Genomic DNA, 16,457 nt, shown 5'->3' with positions numbered 1-16,457 from the left:
CTCAGATCTGGTGCTTAAAGCATTGAATGTATTGCTGATAAGTCGGAGAGGCTGCACCGCGTCGAGTTCTTCGCGGGTAAACCCGCTTTTGCCTTGATCGGCGTGGAACAACCGAAGGAGCGAGCCTTGTTCGCGATGCGTCGCGTAAGCAGCGCTCGATCCCACGCCAGCCCCATATCGGCGAACAAAAAGAGCATCGCGGGCGAGGCTCGCTCCCCCAGGGTGAAGCGGCCTTCTTAACCGAGTACCTCCCTCAAGCGGTACCACAGCATCCCCAATGCCAGCAGCGGTGAACGCAGCGCCTTGCCACCCGGGAAGGTCAGATGCGGAACGGCGCTGAATACATCCAGCCCCTGGCTTTGCCCAACCGCAATCGACTCCGCGAGCAGCTTCGCAGTCCAGTGGGTCACGTTCAGGCCGTGGCCGGAGTAACCCTGTGCGTAGTACACGTTCGGATGCTGGCTCAAGCGCCCGACCTGAGGGAATCGGTTGGCGGTGATGCCGATCATGCCGCCCCACTGGTAATCGATGCGTACGTCTGCCAACTGGGGAAACACCTTGAGGACCTTCGGCCGCATGTAGGCCGCAATGTCCTTTGGATCGCGCCCCGAGTAGTGGCACGCGCCGCCGAACAGCAGGCGGCGGTCGGCGGTAAGGCGGTAGTAATCCAGGCCGACTTTCTGGTCGCACAGCGCCATGTTCTGAGGGATCAGCGTGCTGGCAAGCGAGTCGGGCAGCGGTTCTGTCGCCACCACATAGCTGCCAGCGGGCAGTACCTTGCCGCTCAGGCGCGGCTCCAAGTCGTCCAGGTGAGCGTTGCAACCCAATACCAGGCTTTGCGCGCGCACTTTGCCGCGCGCGGTGTGCAAGGTCACCGTGGTGCCATGTTCGATGCGCAGCACTGGGCTCTGCTCGAAGATCCGTACGCCCAGGGCCAGGGCGGCCCGCGCTTCGCCCTGGACCAGGTCCAGTGGGTGCAGGTGGCCGGAACCCATATCCACCAGTCCGCCGGCGTACTGGTCGCTGGCGACCACCTCATGCAGGTGTTCGGGGCCCACCAGGCGGGTTTCGTGGCGATAGCCAAGCGCTGCCAGTTCAGCTTGTTCATCCTGGAAGGCCGCGAACTGGGCAGGTGTGTTGGCCAGTTCGCAGAAGCCCCAGCGCAAGTCGCAGGCGATGGCATATTGTTCGATACGGCGGGCGACCAGGGCCACCGAATCGATGCCGGCGTGCTTCAGGTAACGCACGCCTTCCTGGCCCACATAGCGGGCGAACCCGCTGACATCGTGGCCGATACCGCGAATCAACTGACCGCCATTGCGCCCGCTGGCGCCCCAGCCGATGCGCCGGGCTTCCAGCAAGACCACCGAGAGGCCACGTTCGGCCAGTTCCAGTGCGGTATTGACCCCGGTCAGGCCACCGCCGACCACGCACACATCGGCTGTCAGTTCGGTATCGAGGCTGGGGTAAGGTGCAGTGCTACGCGCCGTGGCGGCATAGTAGGACGCAGTGTGTTGGGTATTCAGAGGCATGGCGCGAACTCGCTCAGCGGTTGGACTTGATCTTGCTCCAGGAGCGGGTCATGACACGCATGATCTTCGGGCTCGGCGTGCTCGACACATACAGCTTGTCGAGTACCTCCTGAGGCGGATAGATCTCGGGGTTGTTGACCAACGATTCGTCCATGTAGGCCTTGGCATCGGGGTTGGCGTTGGCGTAGCCAACCGTGGCGCTGACCTTGGCGATCACCTGTGGGTCAAGCAGATAGTTGATGAAGGCCAAGGCCTGTTCCGGATTGTTGGCATCCTTGGGAATGGCCAGCAGGTCGAACCACAGGTTGCTGCCTTCCTTGGGGATGCTATAGGCGATTTTCACGCCGTTCTTGGCCTCGATGGCCCGGTTGGCGGCCTGGAACACATCGCCGGAATAACCAAAGGCTACGCAGACATCGCCGTTGGCCAGGTCGGACACGTATTTGGAGGAATGGAAGTAGGTGATGGAGGGGCGCAGTTCCAGCAAGCGGGCCTCGGCTTTTTCATAGTCTTTCGGGTTTTCGCTGCGCGGATCCATACCCAGGTAGTTGAGCACGGCCGGGAACAGTTCGTCCGGCGAGTCCATGAATGCCACCCCACATTGCTTGAGTTTCTTGAGGTTCTCGGGCTCGAACAGCACAGCCCAGGAGTCGATCTTGTCGATGCCAAGCGCGGCCTTGACCTTGTCGACGTTGTAGCCAATGCCGTTGGTGCCCCACAGATACGGCACCGCGTACTGGTTGCCCGGATCGTTTTGTTCAAGTTGTTTCAGCAATTTGGGGTCCAAGTGCTTGAAATTCGGTAACTTGCTGCGGTCCAGTGGCAAAAAGGCGCCGGCCTTGGCCTGCCGGGCGAGGAAGTGGTTCGAGGGCACCACCACGTCGTAGCCGGTGCGGCCAGCCAGCAGCTTGCCTTCGAGGGTCTCGTTGGAGTCGAAGACGTCATAGACCACCTTGATTCCGCTGCTGGCCTGGAAGTCTGCCAGCGTGGTGTCGCCGATGTAGTCGGTCCAGTTGTACACGCTCACGGTGGGCTGGGCCTGGGCGGCCGCTGCGAACACCAGGGTGAATGCTGCGGGGATCAGGGACTGCAAATGACGCATGTCGACACCTCGTTGGTCTTTTTCTTTGAGTTGGGTGTAGGGGGCCGCAAGGCGGCCCAGCGCCCCGGTTCGTCGGGCGCTTGCAAGGCGGTTGGGGCGCTGGGCGCCCCGGGGAATCAAACGCTGAGCAGCAGGAACTCGCGCTCCCAGGAGCTGATCACACGCTTGAAGTTCTCGTGCTCGGCACGTTTGACCGCCACATAGCCCTGGACGAACTGTTTGCCCAGGTATTGCTGCACGGTTTCACAGTCTTCCATGTGCTGCAGGGCGTCTTCGATGGTGATCGGCAGGCGCAGGTTGCGTCGCTCGTAGGCGCGGCCCTGCACCGGTGCGCTCGGCGAGATTTTCTCGACCATGCCCAGGTAACCGCACAGCAGGCTCGCGGCGATCGCCAGGTAGGGGTTGGCGTCTGCGCCCGGCAAGCGGTTCTCCACACGCATGGCCTCGGGGCTGGAGGTCGGCACACGCAGGCCGGCGGTACGGTTTTCCTCGCCCCACTCGACGTTCACCGGTGCCGAAGTGTCGGGCAGGAAGCGGCGGAACGAGTTGACGTTCGGAGCGAACATCGGCAGCAGCTTGGGGATGTACTTCTGCAGGCCGCCAATGTGGTGCAGGAACAATTCGCTCATGCTGCCATCGTCGTTGGCGAACACCGGTTTGCCGGTGGCGATGTCGACCACGCTCTGGTGCAGGTGCATCGCGCTGCCTGGCTCATCGGTGATGGGCTTGGCCATGAAAGTGGCCGCCACGTTATGCTTGAGCGCAGCCTCACGCATGGTGCGTTTGAACACCGTGATCTGGTCGGCCAGGTCCAGGGCATCGCCGTGGCGGAAGTTGATCTCCATCTGCGCCGGGCCGTCTTCGTGGATCAGTGTGTCCAGGTCCAGCCCCTGGATCTCGCACCAGTCGTAAACGTCTTCGAACAGCGGGTCGAACTCGTTGGCGGCGTCGATGGAGAACGACTGGCGGCCGCTTTCGGCACGGCCCGAGCGGCCCAGCGGCACTTGCAGCGGCAAGTCCGGGTCTTCGCAACGCTGGGTCAGGTAGAACTCCATCTCGGGCGCGACAATCGGCTGCCAGCCTTTGTCGGCATACAGCTTCAGCACCTTCTTGAGCACGTTGCGCGGCGACAGCTCGATGGGGTTGCCGTGTTTGTCGAAGGTGTCGTGGATGACGATCGCGGTGGGTTCGATGGCCCAAGGGATCTGGTAGACCGCCGTCGGGTCTGGGCGACAGACCATGTCGATGTCGGCGGCATCGAGCAGGTTGTAGTAGATGTCATCGTCGACGTAGTCGCCAGTGACTGTCTGCAGCAAAACGCTCTCTGGCAGGCGCATGCCGCGCTCGTGAAGAAACTTGGCGGTCGGGGCGATCTTGCCGCGGGCGATGCCGGTCAGGTCGCTGATCACGCATTCGACTTCGGTGATCCGGTGTTCTTTCAGCCAAGTGGACAGCTGATCGAAGGGGGCGTTCATACAGACCTCTTGATTGGGTTTTTGTGGCGCGGTGGGGGCCGGTGGCTTCCCAGGTGACGCGCTGAGGGCTATCTTGGCCGCAGCAGCGCGCAGCGATCTATCCACTTTCTTCGTCAATAAATGCACCAAAAGAGTGCAAAGGGACAGCGTGTGACAACGCCCAATGCCTTGCAGGTCCAGGCCTTCACCACCAGCGATGTAACCGAGCAAGTCCGGGCCACCCCAGGCTGGCAGCAGCAGTACCGGCAGATGTCGCCGGGGCTGTTCAATGGCCAATTGCGGTGCCTCGGACTCGATGGCGTGGAGGTTTACGAAGAGCGCCTGAATACCCGCGTGGAGCAATTCTTCACGGCGCCGAGCGGGTCGCTGGCGTTTTGCTTTGACCGCAGCGAAGACAGCCTTTACCTGCTCAACGAGCAAAGCCGCAACATCTGGATCACCCCGGAGAACTACCAGGAAGTCGCGGTGGTGTTCGACCAGCGTTTCCTTTCCAGCCACGGCCTCGACCCGCAGCGTCTGGAGGGGTTGTTCATGGTGCCGTTGGGCAGTGGCCAGAACGCGTTGTTCGGCAGTTGGCTGAGCGCCACCCTGACACGCCTTGGCCGTGCCGACTGTCCGCTGGAGGGGCAGGCTTTGGCCGAGCAACTGCTGGAGGACTGCCTGTTCATTCTCGACAACGCCTGCCAGCGACTGCAGGGAGGGGCCTTGGGACGGCGTGGCGAGGAGCGGGCGATCATGCACAGGGTCAGCGAATGGGCGGCGGACTGCCCGGAAGAAACCCTGAACCTGATGCAACTGGCTGAGGTGGCGGGTGTGTCGCTGCGACAGCTGCAACAGGCGTTCAAGGCCTTCACGGGCCTGGCGCCTGCACAGTGGTTGCGGTTGCGGCGGCTCAACGGCGCACGCCGTGACTTGCTGCGCGGCGGCGAGGTGACCGTGGCGGAAGTCGCCATGCGCTGGTCGTTCTGGCACCTGGGGCGGTTTTCGGAAAGTTACCGACAGTTGTTCAGGGAGCTGCCGAGCGAAACGCTCAAGCGCGTCAGGGCCTGAGCCGGTCGTTTGCGCAGGTTCGGCACTGAGCCCAGCATTTGTGGGCGAAAATTGTTATCGTGCCCGGCTGTTCTGCCTCGAGGTGTCGATGTTCTACCTGCCTTTGTCCAGCGATCGAGCTGACCGTCTTGCCCGTGAGCCTGCCGCCGGCGACTTCTTTCTGTCCGCCAGCCTGCTGGAGGCTGCCGCCGTGCTGTTCGTGCAGAACCTGCCGCGCCAGTCAGGCACTCCATCGGTCGAAGCCCAGGAGCGCCGACTGGCGGAGATGGTGCGTATCGCCAACGACGTGGAAGCAGCTGCGCCTGGTCAGTTCCAGGCGCAGGTCGCGCAACGCTACGACCGCGAGGCATTCGCCATGGGCTTGGGAATGCTGGGCGAGAACGGTATCGGTCTGCTGTCGGCCGAGGTCCAGTATGACACTCAGGAGTTGCTCGACGACGACGGTCAGTGGAGCTTTCAGTTCGCCGATATCTACCGGCAGCGCGCCACGCCCTTGCACCCCGTGTACTTGCCGTCGCTGGCCAGTGACCTGATGCTGAGCGACCAGCAGAACCGCCTGCTGCGCGAGTTCCTGTCATGTGCCGACGAGTCGGTGGCGGTGCAGGGCTTCGCAGGCACTGGCAAGACCTTTCTGATTCACCAGTTCGCCCGCTTGCTCGACCCTTCTCGTACATTGTTGCTGGCGCTGACGGAAGGTCAGCTCAGGGCGCTGCAGGCCAGGGTCAAGGATGCCCAGGCGTACACCGCGATGACATTCGGCCAACTGGCCGACGAAATACTCAACCGCGACCTGACCAGCAATGGCTGGCGTTTGCGTGATCCGTACCGGACCAAACTGTCGTGGCGCCCGCAGGAGGCGCAGGTGGTGAAATGGCTGGGTATCCCGGACATCGGCCCACTGGCAGCCCGCGATGTGGTGGCGCTGTGCATCAAGGCCGTGCGTGCGTTCTGCCACAGCGGGGACGACCAGTTGCAGCTGCACCATCTGCCCTGGGCCGGCCCGGGTATCACACCCTTGGACCAAGAGGTGCTGCTGGATAAAGCGCGCCTGTACTGGCAAGAACTGGTTCGCCCCTCGGCCCGTGAGATCCAGTTGCCGGTGCGTGACTACCACCGTGTGAAGCTGTTGTCGCTGACCTTCGAGGTGATCGACGCCCGCTACACCCATGTCATCGTCGATGAGGCCCATGAACTGTCGGCGCCCATGCTGGCCGTGCTCGACCGCAGCCCGCAGTCGGTCATCGCCCTGGGCGACGAACTACAGAATCTCAACGGCCTGAGCCCGCACCATGGCGGTTTCATCCGCCAGCGTTACATCGATCATTCGCTGCGCGCCGGGCCGGCCATGGACGCGGTGCTCAACCCGCTGATCCAGGCCCACCCGGCGTCGATCCAGGCAGCCTTCAGTGGCAGCGCCGAGCACTATACGCGCGTCAGCTTCTTCGATGCCGTGACGGTTCCCGAGCAGCCGACGGCGTTGATCGTCGATGACGAGTGGGGGCTATTCGGCTGGTTCCAGCGACTGACGCACCAAGGGGTGCCGTTCGTCCTGCTGCAAAGTGCACGCAAGGATTTCGAGCTGTTCGTCGAGGACTGCATCGAGCTGTACCGGTACGGAACCCGGCCACGCCACCCGATGTTGTTCCGCTATGCCAGCTGGCAAGCGTTGGAGCAGGACAAAGGCGACGACAAGGCCTTCATCGCGGTGGCCAACATGCTGCGCAAAGGCTATACCCCGGAGCATTTCGCCAAGGCCAAGAGCCGTTACCGCTGGGACAAGGCGCCGAAGCTGTTCCTGGGGCGGGTGCGGGATGTGAAGAACATGGAGTTCGCCCGGGTGATGGTATCGCCGGAATTGATGGTGGCGCCGAGCACTGGAGGAGGCCGCAATGAGCGGGCGCGGACGCTGGCCGGGCTTTATACCGCGTGTTCACGGGCGCGGCATGAGTTGATCGTGCCGGGTGGGATGCTGGACTGGGTCAAGGACCAGGCGCGGGGTTGAGGGTAATGGGGCCGCAAAGCGGCCCCATTGATCGGTCAGTTCCGATCCAGCCAAACGGTCTGGGCGTTGGTGAACTCCCGCACACCAAAGTGCGAAAGTTCACGGCCAAAGCCGCTCTTCTTCACGCCACCGAAGGCCACGCGGGGGTCGGAGGCGCAGTAGCCATTGATGAACACGCCACCCGTTTCCAGTGCGGCAGTCATGCGCTCGGCCAAAGCGTAATCGGCGGTGTAGATGGTCGAAGCCAAACCAAACTCGCTGTCGTTGGCCAGCTCCACCGCGTGGTCGGCGTCGCGTGCGGTGATGATCGCCGCCACCGGTCCGAACAGCTCCTGCTTGAACGCGGTCATGTCAGGGGTGACGTTGCCAAACACTGTCGGTTCGTAGAAGTTGCCCACGCCTTCGACCTTGTGGCCACCGAGCAGCAGGGTCGCGCCTTCGGCGAGGGTCGCCTGGACCTGGCCATCAAGCTCGTCACGCAGGTCGTAGCGGGCCATCGGGCCAATGTAGGTGTCATCTTCCAGCGGGTTGCCGACTTTCAGCTGGCGGGTCGCCTCGACGAACTTGCGGGTGAATGCTTCGGCGATGCTCGCTTCGACGATCAAGCGCTTGGCGGCAGCGCAAACTTGGCCAGTGTTCTGGTAACGACCGATCACAGCAGCCTTGACCGCGGCATCCAGATCCGCGTCCGCCAACACGATGAACGGGTCGGAGCCGCCAAGTTCCAGCACGCACTTCTTCAATGCAGCACCGGCTTGTGCGCCGATGGCCATGCCGGCGCGCACGCTTCCGGTGAGGGTGACGGCCGCAATGCGCGGGTCGTTGATAGCCCGAGTGACGCCGTCGGGGGTGACGTTCAGCACCTCGAACACGCCTTCAGGCAAACCTGCATCCTTGAACAACTCGGCCAGCAGATAGGCGCTGCCCATGACGTTCGGCGCGTGCTTGAGCACGTAGGTGTTGCCGGCCAGCAATGCAGGGACCGCGCCTCGCAATACTTGCCAGATCGGGAAGTTCCACGGCATCACGGCCAGGATCGGGCCAAGCGGGCGGTATTCGATACGGGCTTTTTCGACTTGGGTCGGCTCCGGCGCCAGCATCGCCGGGCCGTGTTCGGCATACCACTGGCACAGACCAACGCACTTGCTCACTTCGCCACGGGCCTGGGCGATCGGTTTGCCTATCTCGCGGCTGATCATCTGGGCGAAGGTTTCAGCCTTGGCTTGCAGCGTGTTGGCCAGGGCCAGCAGGTACTCGCTGCGCTGACCCAGGGACACCTGGCGCCATTGGCTGTAACCCGCCTTGGCACGCTGCAGCGCCGCTTCCAGTGCGGCGTCGGTATCGAAAGGGTAGTGGCCGATCTGCTCGCCGCTGAAGGGGTCGACGGAGATGGCGTGGGTCAGGCTGCTGATCTGGCTCATGGATGTACGCTCGTTGTTGTTTATCAGTCAGCCCAGACTAGTGGTGTAGGACTTTATTGAAAACTGAATAATAATGAGCGAAACATTCACGTTTGGAGAATGACTTTGGATCTGGTGCAACTGGAGATCTTCAAGGCGGTGGCCGAGCAAGGCAGCATCAGCGCTGCCGCCCAACACATTCATCGGGTGCCGTCGAACCTGACCACCCGCATCAAGCAGTTGGAAGAAGACCTGGGCGTTGAATTGTTCATCCGCGAGAAGAGCCGCTTGCGCTTGTCTCCGGCAGGCTGGAACTTTCTTGAGTACACCCGGCGCATTCTCGACCTGGTCCACGAGGCGCGGCTTACCGTGGCCGGGGAGGATCCCCAGGGCACTTTCGCCCTGGGTTCGCTGGAAAGCACCGCGGCGGTACGTATTCCGGCGTTGTTGGCAGCCTACAACCAGCGTTACCCGAAAGTGGATCTGGACCTTTCCACCGGCCCTTCCGGGACCATGCTCGAGGGCGTGTTGTCCGGGCGCTTGGTGGCCGCGTTCGTCGATGGCCCGGTGTTGCACCCGACACTGGAAGGCATTCCGGTGTTCGAGGAGGAGATGGTGATCATTTCGCCCCTTAACCATACCCCGGTAACCCGCGCCCAGGATGTCAACGGCGCAAGCATCTATGCGTTTCGCGCCAATTGCTCATACCGCCACCATTTCGAGAACTGGTTCGTCCAGGACCAGGCGGTACCAGGCAAGATCCATGAGATGGAGTCGTACCACGGCATGCTGGCATGCGTGAGCGCGGGCGCGGGCCTGGCCATGCTGCCGCGCAGCATGCTCGACAACATGCCAGGGTGCAGCACGGTCAGCGCTTGGCCGATGTCGGAAGATTTCCGTTACCTCAAGACCTGGCTGGTATGGCGGCGAGGGACGGTCTCGCGCAGCCTGAGCATGTTCGTGAAATTGCTCGAAGAGCGCCGCGTCGGCTGACCCTGCGCAGGCACGAACTCGGGCATGGCCGCGGCGTCAAATGCTAGGTAAGCCGTTCCCATGTGGAGGGTCGAATCATGCGCAATCATCACTATGCACTGGGCGCTTTGCTGTTGCTGACGCTCGCCTTGCCGTGGACGCTGGCGGCCACCGCCGACCTCAATGCACCCATCGACATGCAGGCGGTGCAACTGCAACCCCAGGAGCAAAATGGCATCCGTTACCTGCAGGGCGGTATCGGCCAGGATGAAGCCAATGCCTTGCGCAAGACGCCGGGCTATGACTTGCATGTCACCCTGTCCACTGGGTCGGAAGGGAAGTTCCAGACCGGCGCCCAGGTCGATATCCAAAGCGCCCAGGGCCAATCCGTGCTGAGCTTGAGTGACGTCGGGCCACTGCTATTCGTTCAACTGCCGCCAGGGCAATACAAAGTCGTCGCCAATGCCCAGGGCCAGACGTTGCAGCAACCTGTGGTGGTCACTGGCAAGACCCCTGCACGGGTGGACCTGAACTGGCGTTGAATCGTTAACGTCTGCGCAGGAGTACAGATGTGCTCCTGCCGCTCAGGAGCGTATCGCCATGAACCTGGCCATGAACCTGGAGCGCCAGCTCAAGTCGCTGGACGAGCAGGGCTACGTGCTGATCCCCAATGTGCTCGACCCCTTGCGGGTGGCCTTGGTGCGCTGTGCCATCGACGACTTGCAACCCATCCACTGGGACTACCAGGGGCTGCTGGAGCACTACAAATGCGTCTTCAATCGTAACCCGCTGTGGTTACCGTTTCTTGATCTGCCGCCGCTTATCAGCTTGGCTGAAGCCGTGCTTGGTCACGACTGCCACGTGATCGGTCAGACGGCATGGCGCAGCCATCCGGGTTATCCGGGCATGGCGCTGCATCTGGACCATCTGCCCATGGCGCTACCAGCCTGGCTTCGCGAACACGGCGATTTCACGCAACCAATACAGATCCTCACGGCGCAGTTGTACCTCACCGATGTCGACCAGTCCCTCGGGCCTACATGGGTGGTGCCGGGTAGCCATCGCGCGGGCCGTACGCCACGGGAAGGCGAACGCCAATGGCAGGGCAGAGAGGCCGAGCCAGTATTGTGCAAGGCGGGCGATGCCTTGGTGTTTCGCAGCGACCTTTGGCACAGCGGCGGCGCCAACCTCAGTGAATCGCGCGATCGCGACATGCTGCAGGTGCATTACGGGCGGCGCATGGTGGCGCAGAAATTCTCGCCGTACCTGGCCTGGCGCTTCAACCCGGAGGTGCTGGAGCATGCCACGCCCAGGCAGCGACGTTTGCTGGGCGAGCATGATGAGGCGGAGTACGACTAAGTCGTGGCTATTAGCCAATAGTGGCAAAAGCCTTTCAACTTTTTGATTAACTGGACAATAATCAAAAAAGTATTACCTCGTGTGACCGGTTGGATGCACCGGCCACCGCCATAAGTGAGGGGTTCAAGCCCCCGTGTGCCTAGCAGGCCCCGTCTTGGCAGCGGCCTGCTTGTGTTGACCATCAGGAGAAGTCATTGATGAAAACCCGTCTCGCCGCTTCGCTGGCCGCCGCTGTGCTGGCCCTCGCCGGTGCCAACCTGGCCCAGGCTGCACAGGTGTCCGGCGCCGTTGGGGCCACTGGCCAAGGCGACATGACCTACCGTATCGGCCTGTCGTTCGATTGGGACAAGAAGTGGTTGGAGAGCAGCACCGGCTACCTGAGCGGCTACTGGGATGCAGCCTACACCTATTGGGAAGGCGGTGAGGCAAGTGGTGCCCACTCGCTGTCGTTCAGCCCGGTGTTCACCTACGAGTTCAGCGGTTTCACCTATACCCCCTACATCGAAGCGGGTATTGGGCTGGCTGCGTTTTCCAAGACCGACGTCGGCGATCAGCGCCTGGGGTCGGCCGTCAACTTCGAGGACCGTATTGGCTTCGGTCTGAAGCTGCCGGGTGAGCAGAAAGTCGGCATTCGTGCCATGCATTACTCCAACGCCGGCCTCAAGCAGCCAAACGATGGGATCGAGTCGTACTCGCTGTTCTACAGCAAGGGCTTCTGAGGTTCCTGGGGTCGCCTTGCGGCCTCGTCGCCGGCAAGCCGGCGCCTACAAAAGTAGGCGCTGGATGCCCGATCCGACGATCACACTTCAGAAGGTGTACGAAACCCCGGCCTGCACTGTGCGCGGTTCGCCTGGGTAGACGTAGTTGTTGAACGCGCCTTCGTCGTAGCCTTTGTCGAAGACATTCTTCAGGTCCAGGTTCAAGCGCACGTGTTCATTGACCTGATAGAAGCTGAGCAGATCGACCACGGTGTACTGCTCCATGGTGTAGGTCGTGGCGGCGGTCTGGCCTTGACGGTCGTCCACGTACTTCACCCCAACCCCAAGCCCCAGCCCCTTGGCCAGTCCATCTTGGAACTCATAGGTGTTCAACAGGCTGAAGCTGTTGCGCGGAATATTCGCCAGCCGTGTACCAGTGGGCAGGCTGGTGTCCTTGGTCACCTCGGCATCCACATACGCATAGCCGCCAATCACTCGCCACTCAGGGGTGATGTTGCCCGCGATGTTGATGTCCAGGCCACGGCTACGCACTTCGCCGGCTGCAATCTTGTAGGTGCCGGTGGGGTCGTTCGGGTCGTTGGCCAGGACGTTTTCCTTGACGATGTGGTAGATCGCCGCGTCGACGCTCAGCTGACGATCGAGCGCTTCCCATTTCACGCCCAGTTCGTACGACTTGCCTTTCTCGGGGTCGAAACCACGGCCTGAGCCGCCTGCAGGGGCACCGCTGTTGGGCTTGAACGAGCGGGCAGTGTTGGCATACACCGCGACGGTATCGGTCAGGTCGTACAGCAGGCCGAAACGAGGCGTGACGCCATTCTCACCCTTGTCGAAATCGCCTGCCTTGTTGAGCTTGTTGACGTAGTCATGCTCGAAGCGCTCGAAGCGCACGCCGGCCAGGGCTTTCAGGCGCTCGGTCAGGGCAACCTGGTCCTGGATGAAGAACGCCCAGGTCTTGAGGTTTTCCTTGTCATGGGTCGTGGTGCGGGTCAGGGCAGGGCGGGACTGGTCGTAGACCGGGTCGAACAGGTCGATCGGATAGTCGGTTTTGCCACCGGCCGAGCGCAGGATGATCGAGTTGTAATCGTAGTCTTCGTACTCGATGCCGGTCAGCAAGGTATGGCTGAAACCAGCGGTGTCGAAGTGCCCGGTCAGGTTGAGTTGGTAATCGCGGTCTCGCCACTCCAGGTGGCGGTAGTTGAAGTTGCGTCCCAAGGTACGACCGTCGGCCTGCAGACCGTTGGCTTCGATGGCATTGCCCTTGAGCGAGCCGTCCAGCCACTGCGTGCCGCCGCCCAGGGTCCAGTCCTCGTTGAGCGCATGCTCGAAGCGCAGCTGTGCCATGTTGTTGTCGTTGTGCAGCATGTTGTCGCTGCCTTTGCCCCACACGTTGGTGTCACGCGAGGCCGACCCAAGCTGGTTGGGCAGGCGGGTCAGGCCACGGTCCAGCGGGTGGTTGTTACGCATGAAGTCGCCTTCGAAGACGATCTTGGTCGCGTCGTTGACCTGCCAGCTGAGCACGGGTGCGACGCTGTAGCGTTCGCTTTCGACATTGTCGCGGAAGCTGTCGCCGCCTTCGCCGAGCACGTTGAGCCGGTAGGCGAGGTTGCCGTCCTGGGTCAACGGGCCAGTGGCATCCAAGGTTGCCCGCTGCATGCCCTGGTCATCGAGCTGGCTACCCAGGGTGACGTGCGACTCCGGCAGCGGCTGCTTGCTGACCACATTGAAGGTGCCGCCAGGATCGCCACGGCCATACAGGCTGGTCGCCGGGCCCCGGATCACTTCCAGACGCTCGACGGTGTTGGCATCGGGGGCGTTCGGGTAGCCGCGGTTGATCGGGAAACCGTTGCGGTAGAACTCGCCGGTCGTGAAGCCACGCACGGTGAAGGTGGTCAGGCCCTGACCGCCGAAGTTGTTGGCACGGCCGACACCACCGGCATAGTCCAGGCCGTCCTGCAGGCGGGTGGCGCCGGTGTCCGTCAGCACATCCTTGGGCACCACGCTGACCGATTGTGGGGTTTCGTGCAGGGCAGTGTCGGTACGGGTGGCGCTGGCCGAGCGGGTGGCCTTGTAGCCGGTGACCGGGCCGTCCGCGCGCTCACTGTCGGCGGAACTGGTAATGCTCAGAGCCTGAAGCTCGATCTGGACGGGTTCACTCTGGGGGTCGGGCTCAGCCCAAGCCTGCGCAGAGACAGCATGAAGCACACAAAGCGAAACGAACGTGCGACGCATCGACGGTACGATCCTGGAGAGGGGCGCTGGAGGTTAAGGGGGATAAGTGTCGCAAATTACTACGAATCATTATCAAATGCATTCTTTTTAAGTGGAGCGCGCGTGCCAGGTCCTAGTCCACCGCAGCACGGGTGCGTGCTGCGGTGGACGGTCAGCTCAGCGGGTGGCCTTGATCGCGAGCACGTTGCACAACGGATGTTCCAGCACGTGCGCCGTGGTGCCGCCCAGGAACGTTTGCATGGCGTCGTGCCGGTGGCTGCCCATGACGATCACGTCCGCCCGGCTGTGGTTGACGAACTCAGCGATGGCGCGAATCGCCGGGCCTTCCAGAAAATGCCGGCGTTCGAGGGGGATTTCGTGGTGGTCACCCAAGCGGTTGAATGCTGCGCGTTGCGCGGTGCGCACGCTGCCATCGAAGCCTGGCATGGTCACGGTGCCTGCGCCGAAGTCAGCAATGTGGGTCTTGGTCGCATCGCACACATGCAGCAGGTGCAGCTCGGCATTGCATTGCAGCGCCAGGGCGTGGGCACTGCGGATGACCTGCTCGTCGAGGTGCTCGCCGGCGCCATGGCTGTTGAGGTCGACCGCCGCGGCGACCTGCCGCGGCAGGGGTAGGCGGATATCGCTGACCAGGTGCACGGCCACCGGACTGTCCTTGAGCAGTTGCCAGTCCAGCGGCGTCACCAGCAGGCGCTTGAGCACGGGTTCGTGTTGCACGTCCTTGATCAGCAGGTCGCAACCAAGGCGCTCGACTTGTTCGAGGGCGCTGGCCAGTGGGTCGCGGGTCAGCAGTAACTCGGTGGAGACATCCAGGCCTGAGTTGGTCAGTTGTTCAGCTTCGTCGGCCAGCCATTGCCGGTTGTCGCTGAGCAGGCGCTCACGTTCGCGGCCATCGCTCATCAGACCAAAGGTGTCGACGTCGTCGACGAAGACATTGATATCCAACAGCGCACCGCTGGATTCTGCCAGCGCGGCGGCGCGCTGCAGGGCGGGCGTGTGGCGCATTTGTGGGCCGAGCATGACGAACAAACGCTTGAACTGGCTCATCTCACACCTCCACGTGTGGCAGCCCCCCGGTTCATGCCTGTGTAGTTTTCTGGTCGTTGATGCCGTGCTTGTTCGTTCAGTCTAGACCTCGTGCGCAACGATGGCTTTGATTCGGTCGTGTCGGGGGCGGGCCGTTTTGACGTGGTGCCGTCCCCCGTAGCGGAGGTGCACTAACTTTATTCAGACTTGAAACTTCGCCACCTTCTCGTAGAACGCGCCTATGGTGATTGGCATCAATGTCAGTATACGAACTCCGCTCTCGTCGACGTGGATGCCATTGGCGGCTGCATGATAAACGTTAAGTTCCGAAAAGCCGTTTTTTCCGAAGTCATTATCGACTGTTCCATCGACGTTGAGTCTTGCTACGTGAAGGCTGGATTGTGCCTCTGGATCGTCACCACTTCGATAGGTTCGAGTTCCGGCCAGCAGCAACCTTCCTTGCGTGTCGAATTGCAGATGGTCGAAAACTTGCCCACCTTCAAGGTCCCCCCTGACTTCACGGGTGAACTGGGCAATTGGTTCGCCCTGCACGGTGTAGCCGTGCAAGTGCGTGCTGGTCGTGATGCTTGGCCAAACGGAAACGCTAGCCACTATCACGTCTTTGTGGATGGCAAGGCCTGCTCGGTTGGCGTTGCCACTGTCCGGTATTTTGATGGACCCTTGTACTCCAAAGGACGTATCTGGCAGAGCGTTCGGTTGATAACGCTGAAGGTGGATGGCCCCATCGGCTTGCCCAACCACAACGAAACCACCGTCGGCCATGAATGCCACATGGTAGGGAACCAGCGCTTGCCCATTGATTCTTGGCAGTTTCAACTGACTGGACTTCCCATCCTCGCCCAGGCCGGGCACTGGTGCTCCTGTTGCAGCATCCAGCAGCGCACACCAGAGGTCGTCATCCTGCGCCTCCCACGTTGCCACCGAGCCAGGGAAAACGGTGATGATGCGGTCATCGATAAGTGCAAGTTTTGGCTTGTATCTATAGTCAACGGCCTTTTGAAATTCGTTATACCCGAGGGTTTTAACAAGGGCCTCGGGCAGTAACGTGTTTTCTTTTTTGAAGGGCGGAGATGGAAGGGCGATGCCATCATCACCAAATCCGGCGACCGGAGAGAATGTTCTATCGTAGGCTCCCACTGCTACATGTACGGCAGCTTTGTCCGTGTCGCCGGCGTAAATCACAGTCGAGGCTGCCAGGTAGCGTTCTTCATTTTTGTATTTTGCAAAGGTCATTGCATTGAAGTTGAAAACCTCGTAGGGAAGTGGCGAACTCTGCTTTTTGGAAACTTCAACATGGCCGGTTGCTTCATCCCATTGGCCGTCAGCACCAAGGCGGGTAAATACACCTTTTTCTCTCGTTGTGACATCATCAGTGTCGTAGCCGTAAAAGACCATGCTGCCATCGTCAGCGCTGGTGTATGGGTAAACTTGAAGCGTTTCTTTATCTGGGTTCTTGGGGGGCAGGGGCGGTACGCTTGCTTCTCCCTGATTGCCATACGATTTGTCGAGGTAGCCCGCACCTTCATTGGTGTTCATGCTCACGATTCTCCTGTTTCAAGACACGCTCACG

13 protein-coding genes are annotated in these 16,457 nt (G+C 61.5%); 6 read left to right on the top strand and 7 right to left on the bottom strand.

Features of this window, described 5'->3' with window-relative positions:
* Window positions 1–236: 236 nt before the first annotated feature.
* From C4Q26_RS26660 to C4Q26_RS26650, 3 genes are all read right to left on the bottom strand, one after another.
* Window positions 237–1,532, bottom strand: coding sequence for an FAD-binding oxidoreductase (locus tag C4Q26_RS26660; RefSeq protein ID WP_104883959.1), 1,296 nt, complete (start codon window positions 1,530–1,532; stop codon window positions 237–239).
* Between the two features lie 13 nt (window positions 1,533–1,545).
* Complete coding sequence (locus tag C4Q26_RS26655; protein WP_027907571.1) at window positions 1,546–2,634, bottom strand: polyamine ABC transporter substrate-binding protein; 1,089 nt, start codon at window positions 2,632–2,634, stop codon at window positions 1,546–1,548.
* A 116-nt stretch (window positions 2,635–2,750) separates the two neighbouring features.
* Window positions 2,751–4,109: a glutamine synthetase family protein gene (locus C4Q26_RS26650; protein WP_023380483.1), complete on the bottom strand. Its 1,359-nt coding sequence runs from the start codon at window positions 4,107–4,109 to the stop codon at window positions 2,751–2,753.
* 150 nt (window positions 4,110–4,259) lie between these two features.
* On the opposite strand from C4Q26_RS26650, the gene C4Q26_RS26645 reads away from it, so the two are divergent.
* Together C4Q26_RS26645 and C4Q26_RS26640 are read left to right on the top strand one after the other, a co-directional pair.
* On the top strand, window positions 4,260–5,159 hold the full coding sequence (locus C4Q26_RS26645; RefSeq protein ID WP_027907570.1) for a helix-turn-helix domain-containing protein: 900 nt from the start codon (window positions 4,260–4,262) through the stop codon (window positions 5,157–5,159).
* An 88-nt stretch (window positions 5,160–5,247) separates the two neighbouring features.
* Window positions 5,248–7,161 (top strand): AAA family ATPase, encoded by a 1,914-nt coding sequence (locus C4Q26_RS26640; protein ID WP_104883958.1) that lies wholly within the window; start codon window positions 5,248–5,250, stop codon window positions 7,159–7,161.
* Between the two features lie 35 nt (window positions 7,162–7,196).
* Here the strand turns inward: C4Q26_RS26640 and C4Q26_RS26635 are convergent, their stop codons facing one another.
* Window positions 7,197–8,582 carry an aldehyde dehydrogenase family protein gene (locus tag C4Q26_RS26635; RefSeq protein WP_023380486.1) on the bottom strand — a complete coding sequence of 462 codons (1,386 nt, stop codon included), beginning with the start codon at window positions 8,580–8,582 and terminating at the stop codon, window positions 7,197–7,199.
* A 105-nt stretch (window positions 8,583–8,687) separates the two neighbouring features.
* On the opposite strand from C4Q26_RS26635, the gene C4Q26_RS26630 reads away from it, so the two are divergent.
* The 4 genes from C4Q26_RS26630 to C4Q26_RS26615 all read left to right on the top strand — a co-directional run bounded on the left by C4Q26_RS26630 (window position 8,688) and on the right by C4Q26_RS26615 (window position 11,611).
* On the top strand, window positions 8,688–9,554 hold the full coding sequence (locus C4Q26_RS26630) for a LysR family transcriptional regulator (RefSeq protein ID WP_023380487.1): 867 nt from the start codon (window positions 8,688–8,690) through the stop codon (window positions 9,552–9,554).
* 77 nt (window positions 9,555–9,631) lie between these two features.
* Entirely contained in the window at window positions 9,632–10,075 is a 444-nt protein-coding gene (locus C4Q26_RS26625; RefSeq protein ID WP_023380488.1) for a hypothetical protein, read from the top strand.
* Window positions 10,076–10,145: 70 nt separating this feature from the next.
* Entirely contained in the window at window positions 10,146–10,892 is a 747-nt protein-coding gene (locus C4Q26_RS26620; RefSeq protein WP_041925664.1) for a phytanoyl-CoA dioxygenase family protein, read from the top strand.
* A 197-nt stretch (window positions 10,893–11,089) separates the two neighbouring features.
* Window positions 11,090–11,611, top strand: coding sequence for an acyloxyacyl hydrolase (locus C4Q26_RS26615; protein ID WP_023380490.1), 522 nt, complete (start codon window positions 11,090–11,092; stop codon window positions 11,609–11,611).
* Between the two features lie 87 nt (window positions 11,612–11,698).
* On the opposite strand, the gene C4Q26_RS26610 is transcribed toward C4Q26_RS26615, so the two are convergent.
* The 3 genes from C4Q26_RS26610 to C4Q26_RS26600 all read right to left on the bottom strand — a co-directional run bounded on the left by C4Q26_RS26610 (window position 11,699) and on the right by C4Q26_RS26600 (window position 16,423).
* Complete coding sequence (locus C4Q26_RS26610) at window positions 11,699–13,840, bottom strand: TonB-dependent siderophore receptor (RefSeq protein WP_023380491.1); 2,142 nt, start codon at window positions 13,838–13,840, stop codon at window positions 11,699–11,701.
* 156 nt (window positions 13,841–13,996) lie between these two features.
* On the bottom strand, window positions 13,997–14,887 hold the full coding sequence (locus tag C4Q26_RS26605) for a universal stress protein (RefSeq protein WP_023380492.1): 891 nt from the start codon (window positions 14,885–14,887) through the stop codon (window positions 13,997–13,999).
* A 180-nt stretch (window positions 14,888–15,067) separates the two neighbouring features.
* Complete coding sequence (locus tag C4Q26_RS26600) at window positions 15,068–16,423, bottom strand: delta-60 repeat domain-containing protein (protein WP_104883957.1); 1,356 nt, start codon at window positions 16,421–16,423, stop codon at window positions 15,068–15,070.
* Window positions 16,424–16,457 lie beyond the last annotated feature (34 nt).

It is taken from the genome of Pseudomonas sp. SWI44 (assembly GCF_002947915.1).
Taxonomy (GTDB): Bacteria; Pseudomonadota; Gammaproteobacteria; order Pseudomonadales; family Pseudomonadaceae; genus Aquipseudomonas; species Aquipseudomonas taiwanensis.
Note: the sequence above shows the minus strand (reverse complement) of the source record. Positions and strands in the feature narration are given on the sequence as shown.

Coding starts and splice junctions, on each gene's coding strand:
- C4Q26_RS26640 (WP_104883958.1), top strand. CDS start 5,248: ATGTTCTACCTGCCTTTGTCCAGCGATCGAGCTGACCGTCTTGCCCGT.
- C4Q26_RS26620 (WP_041925664.1), top strand. CDS start 10,146: ATGAACCTGGAGCGCCAGCTCAAGTCGCTGGACGAGCAGGGCTACGTG.
- C4Q26_RS26635 (WP_023380486.1), bottom strand. CDS start 8,582: ATGAGCCAGATCAGCAGCCTGACCCACGCCATCTCCGTCGACCCCTTC.
- C4Q26_RS26655 (WP_027907571.1), bottom strand. CDS start 2,634: ATGCGTCATTTGCAGTCCCTGATCCCCGCAGCATTCACCCTGGTGTTC.
- C4Q26_RS26605 (WP_023380492.1), bottom strand. CDS start 14,887: ATGAGCCAGTTCAAGCGTTTGTTCGTCATGCTCGGCCCACAAATGCGC.
- C4Q26_RS26650 (WP_023380483.1), bottom strand. CDS start 4,109: ATGAACGCCCCCTTCGATCAGCTGTCCACTTGGCTGAAAGAACACCGG.
- C4Q26_RS26660 (WP_104883959.1), bottom strand. CDS start 1,532: ATGCCTCTGAATACCCAACACACTGCGTCCTACTATGCCGCCACGGCG.
- C4Q26_RS26600 (WP_104883957.1), bottom strand. CDS start 16,423: ATGAACACCAATGAAGGTGCGGGCTACCTCGACAAATCGTATGGCAAT.
- C4Q26_RS26625 (WP_023380488.1), top strand. CDS start 9,632: ATGCGCAATCATCACTATGCACTGGGCGCTTTGCTGTTGCTGACGCTC.
- C4Q26_RS26615 (WP_023380490.1), top strand. CDS start 11,090: ATGAAAACCCGTCTCGCCGCTTCGCTGGCCGCCGCTGTGCTGGCCCTC.
- C4Q26_RS26610 (WP_023380491.1), bottom strand. CDS start 13,840: ATGCGTCGCACGTTCGTTTCGCTTTGTGTGCTTCATGCTGTCTCTGCG.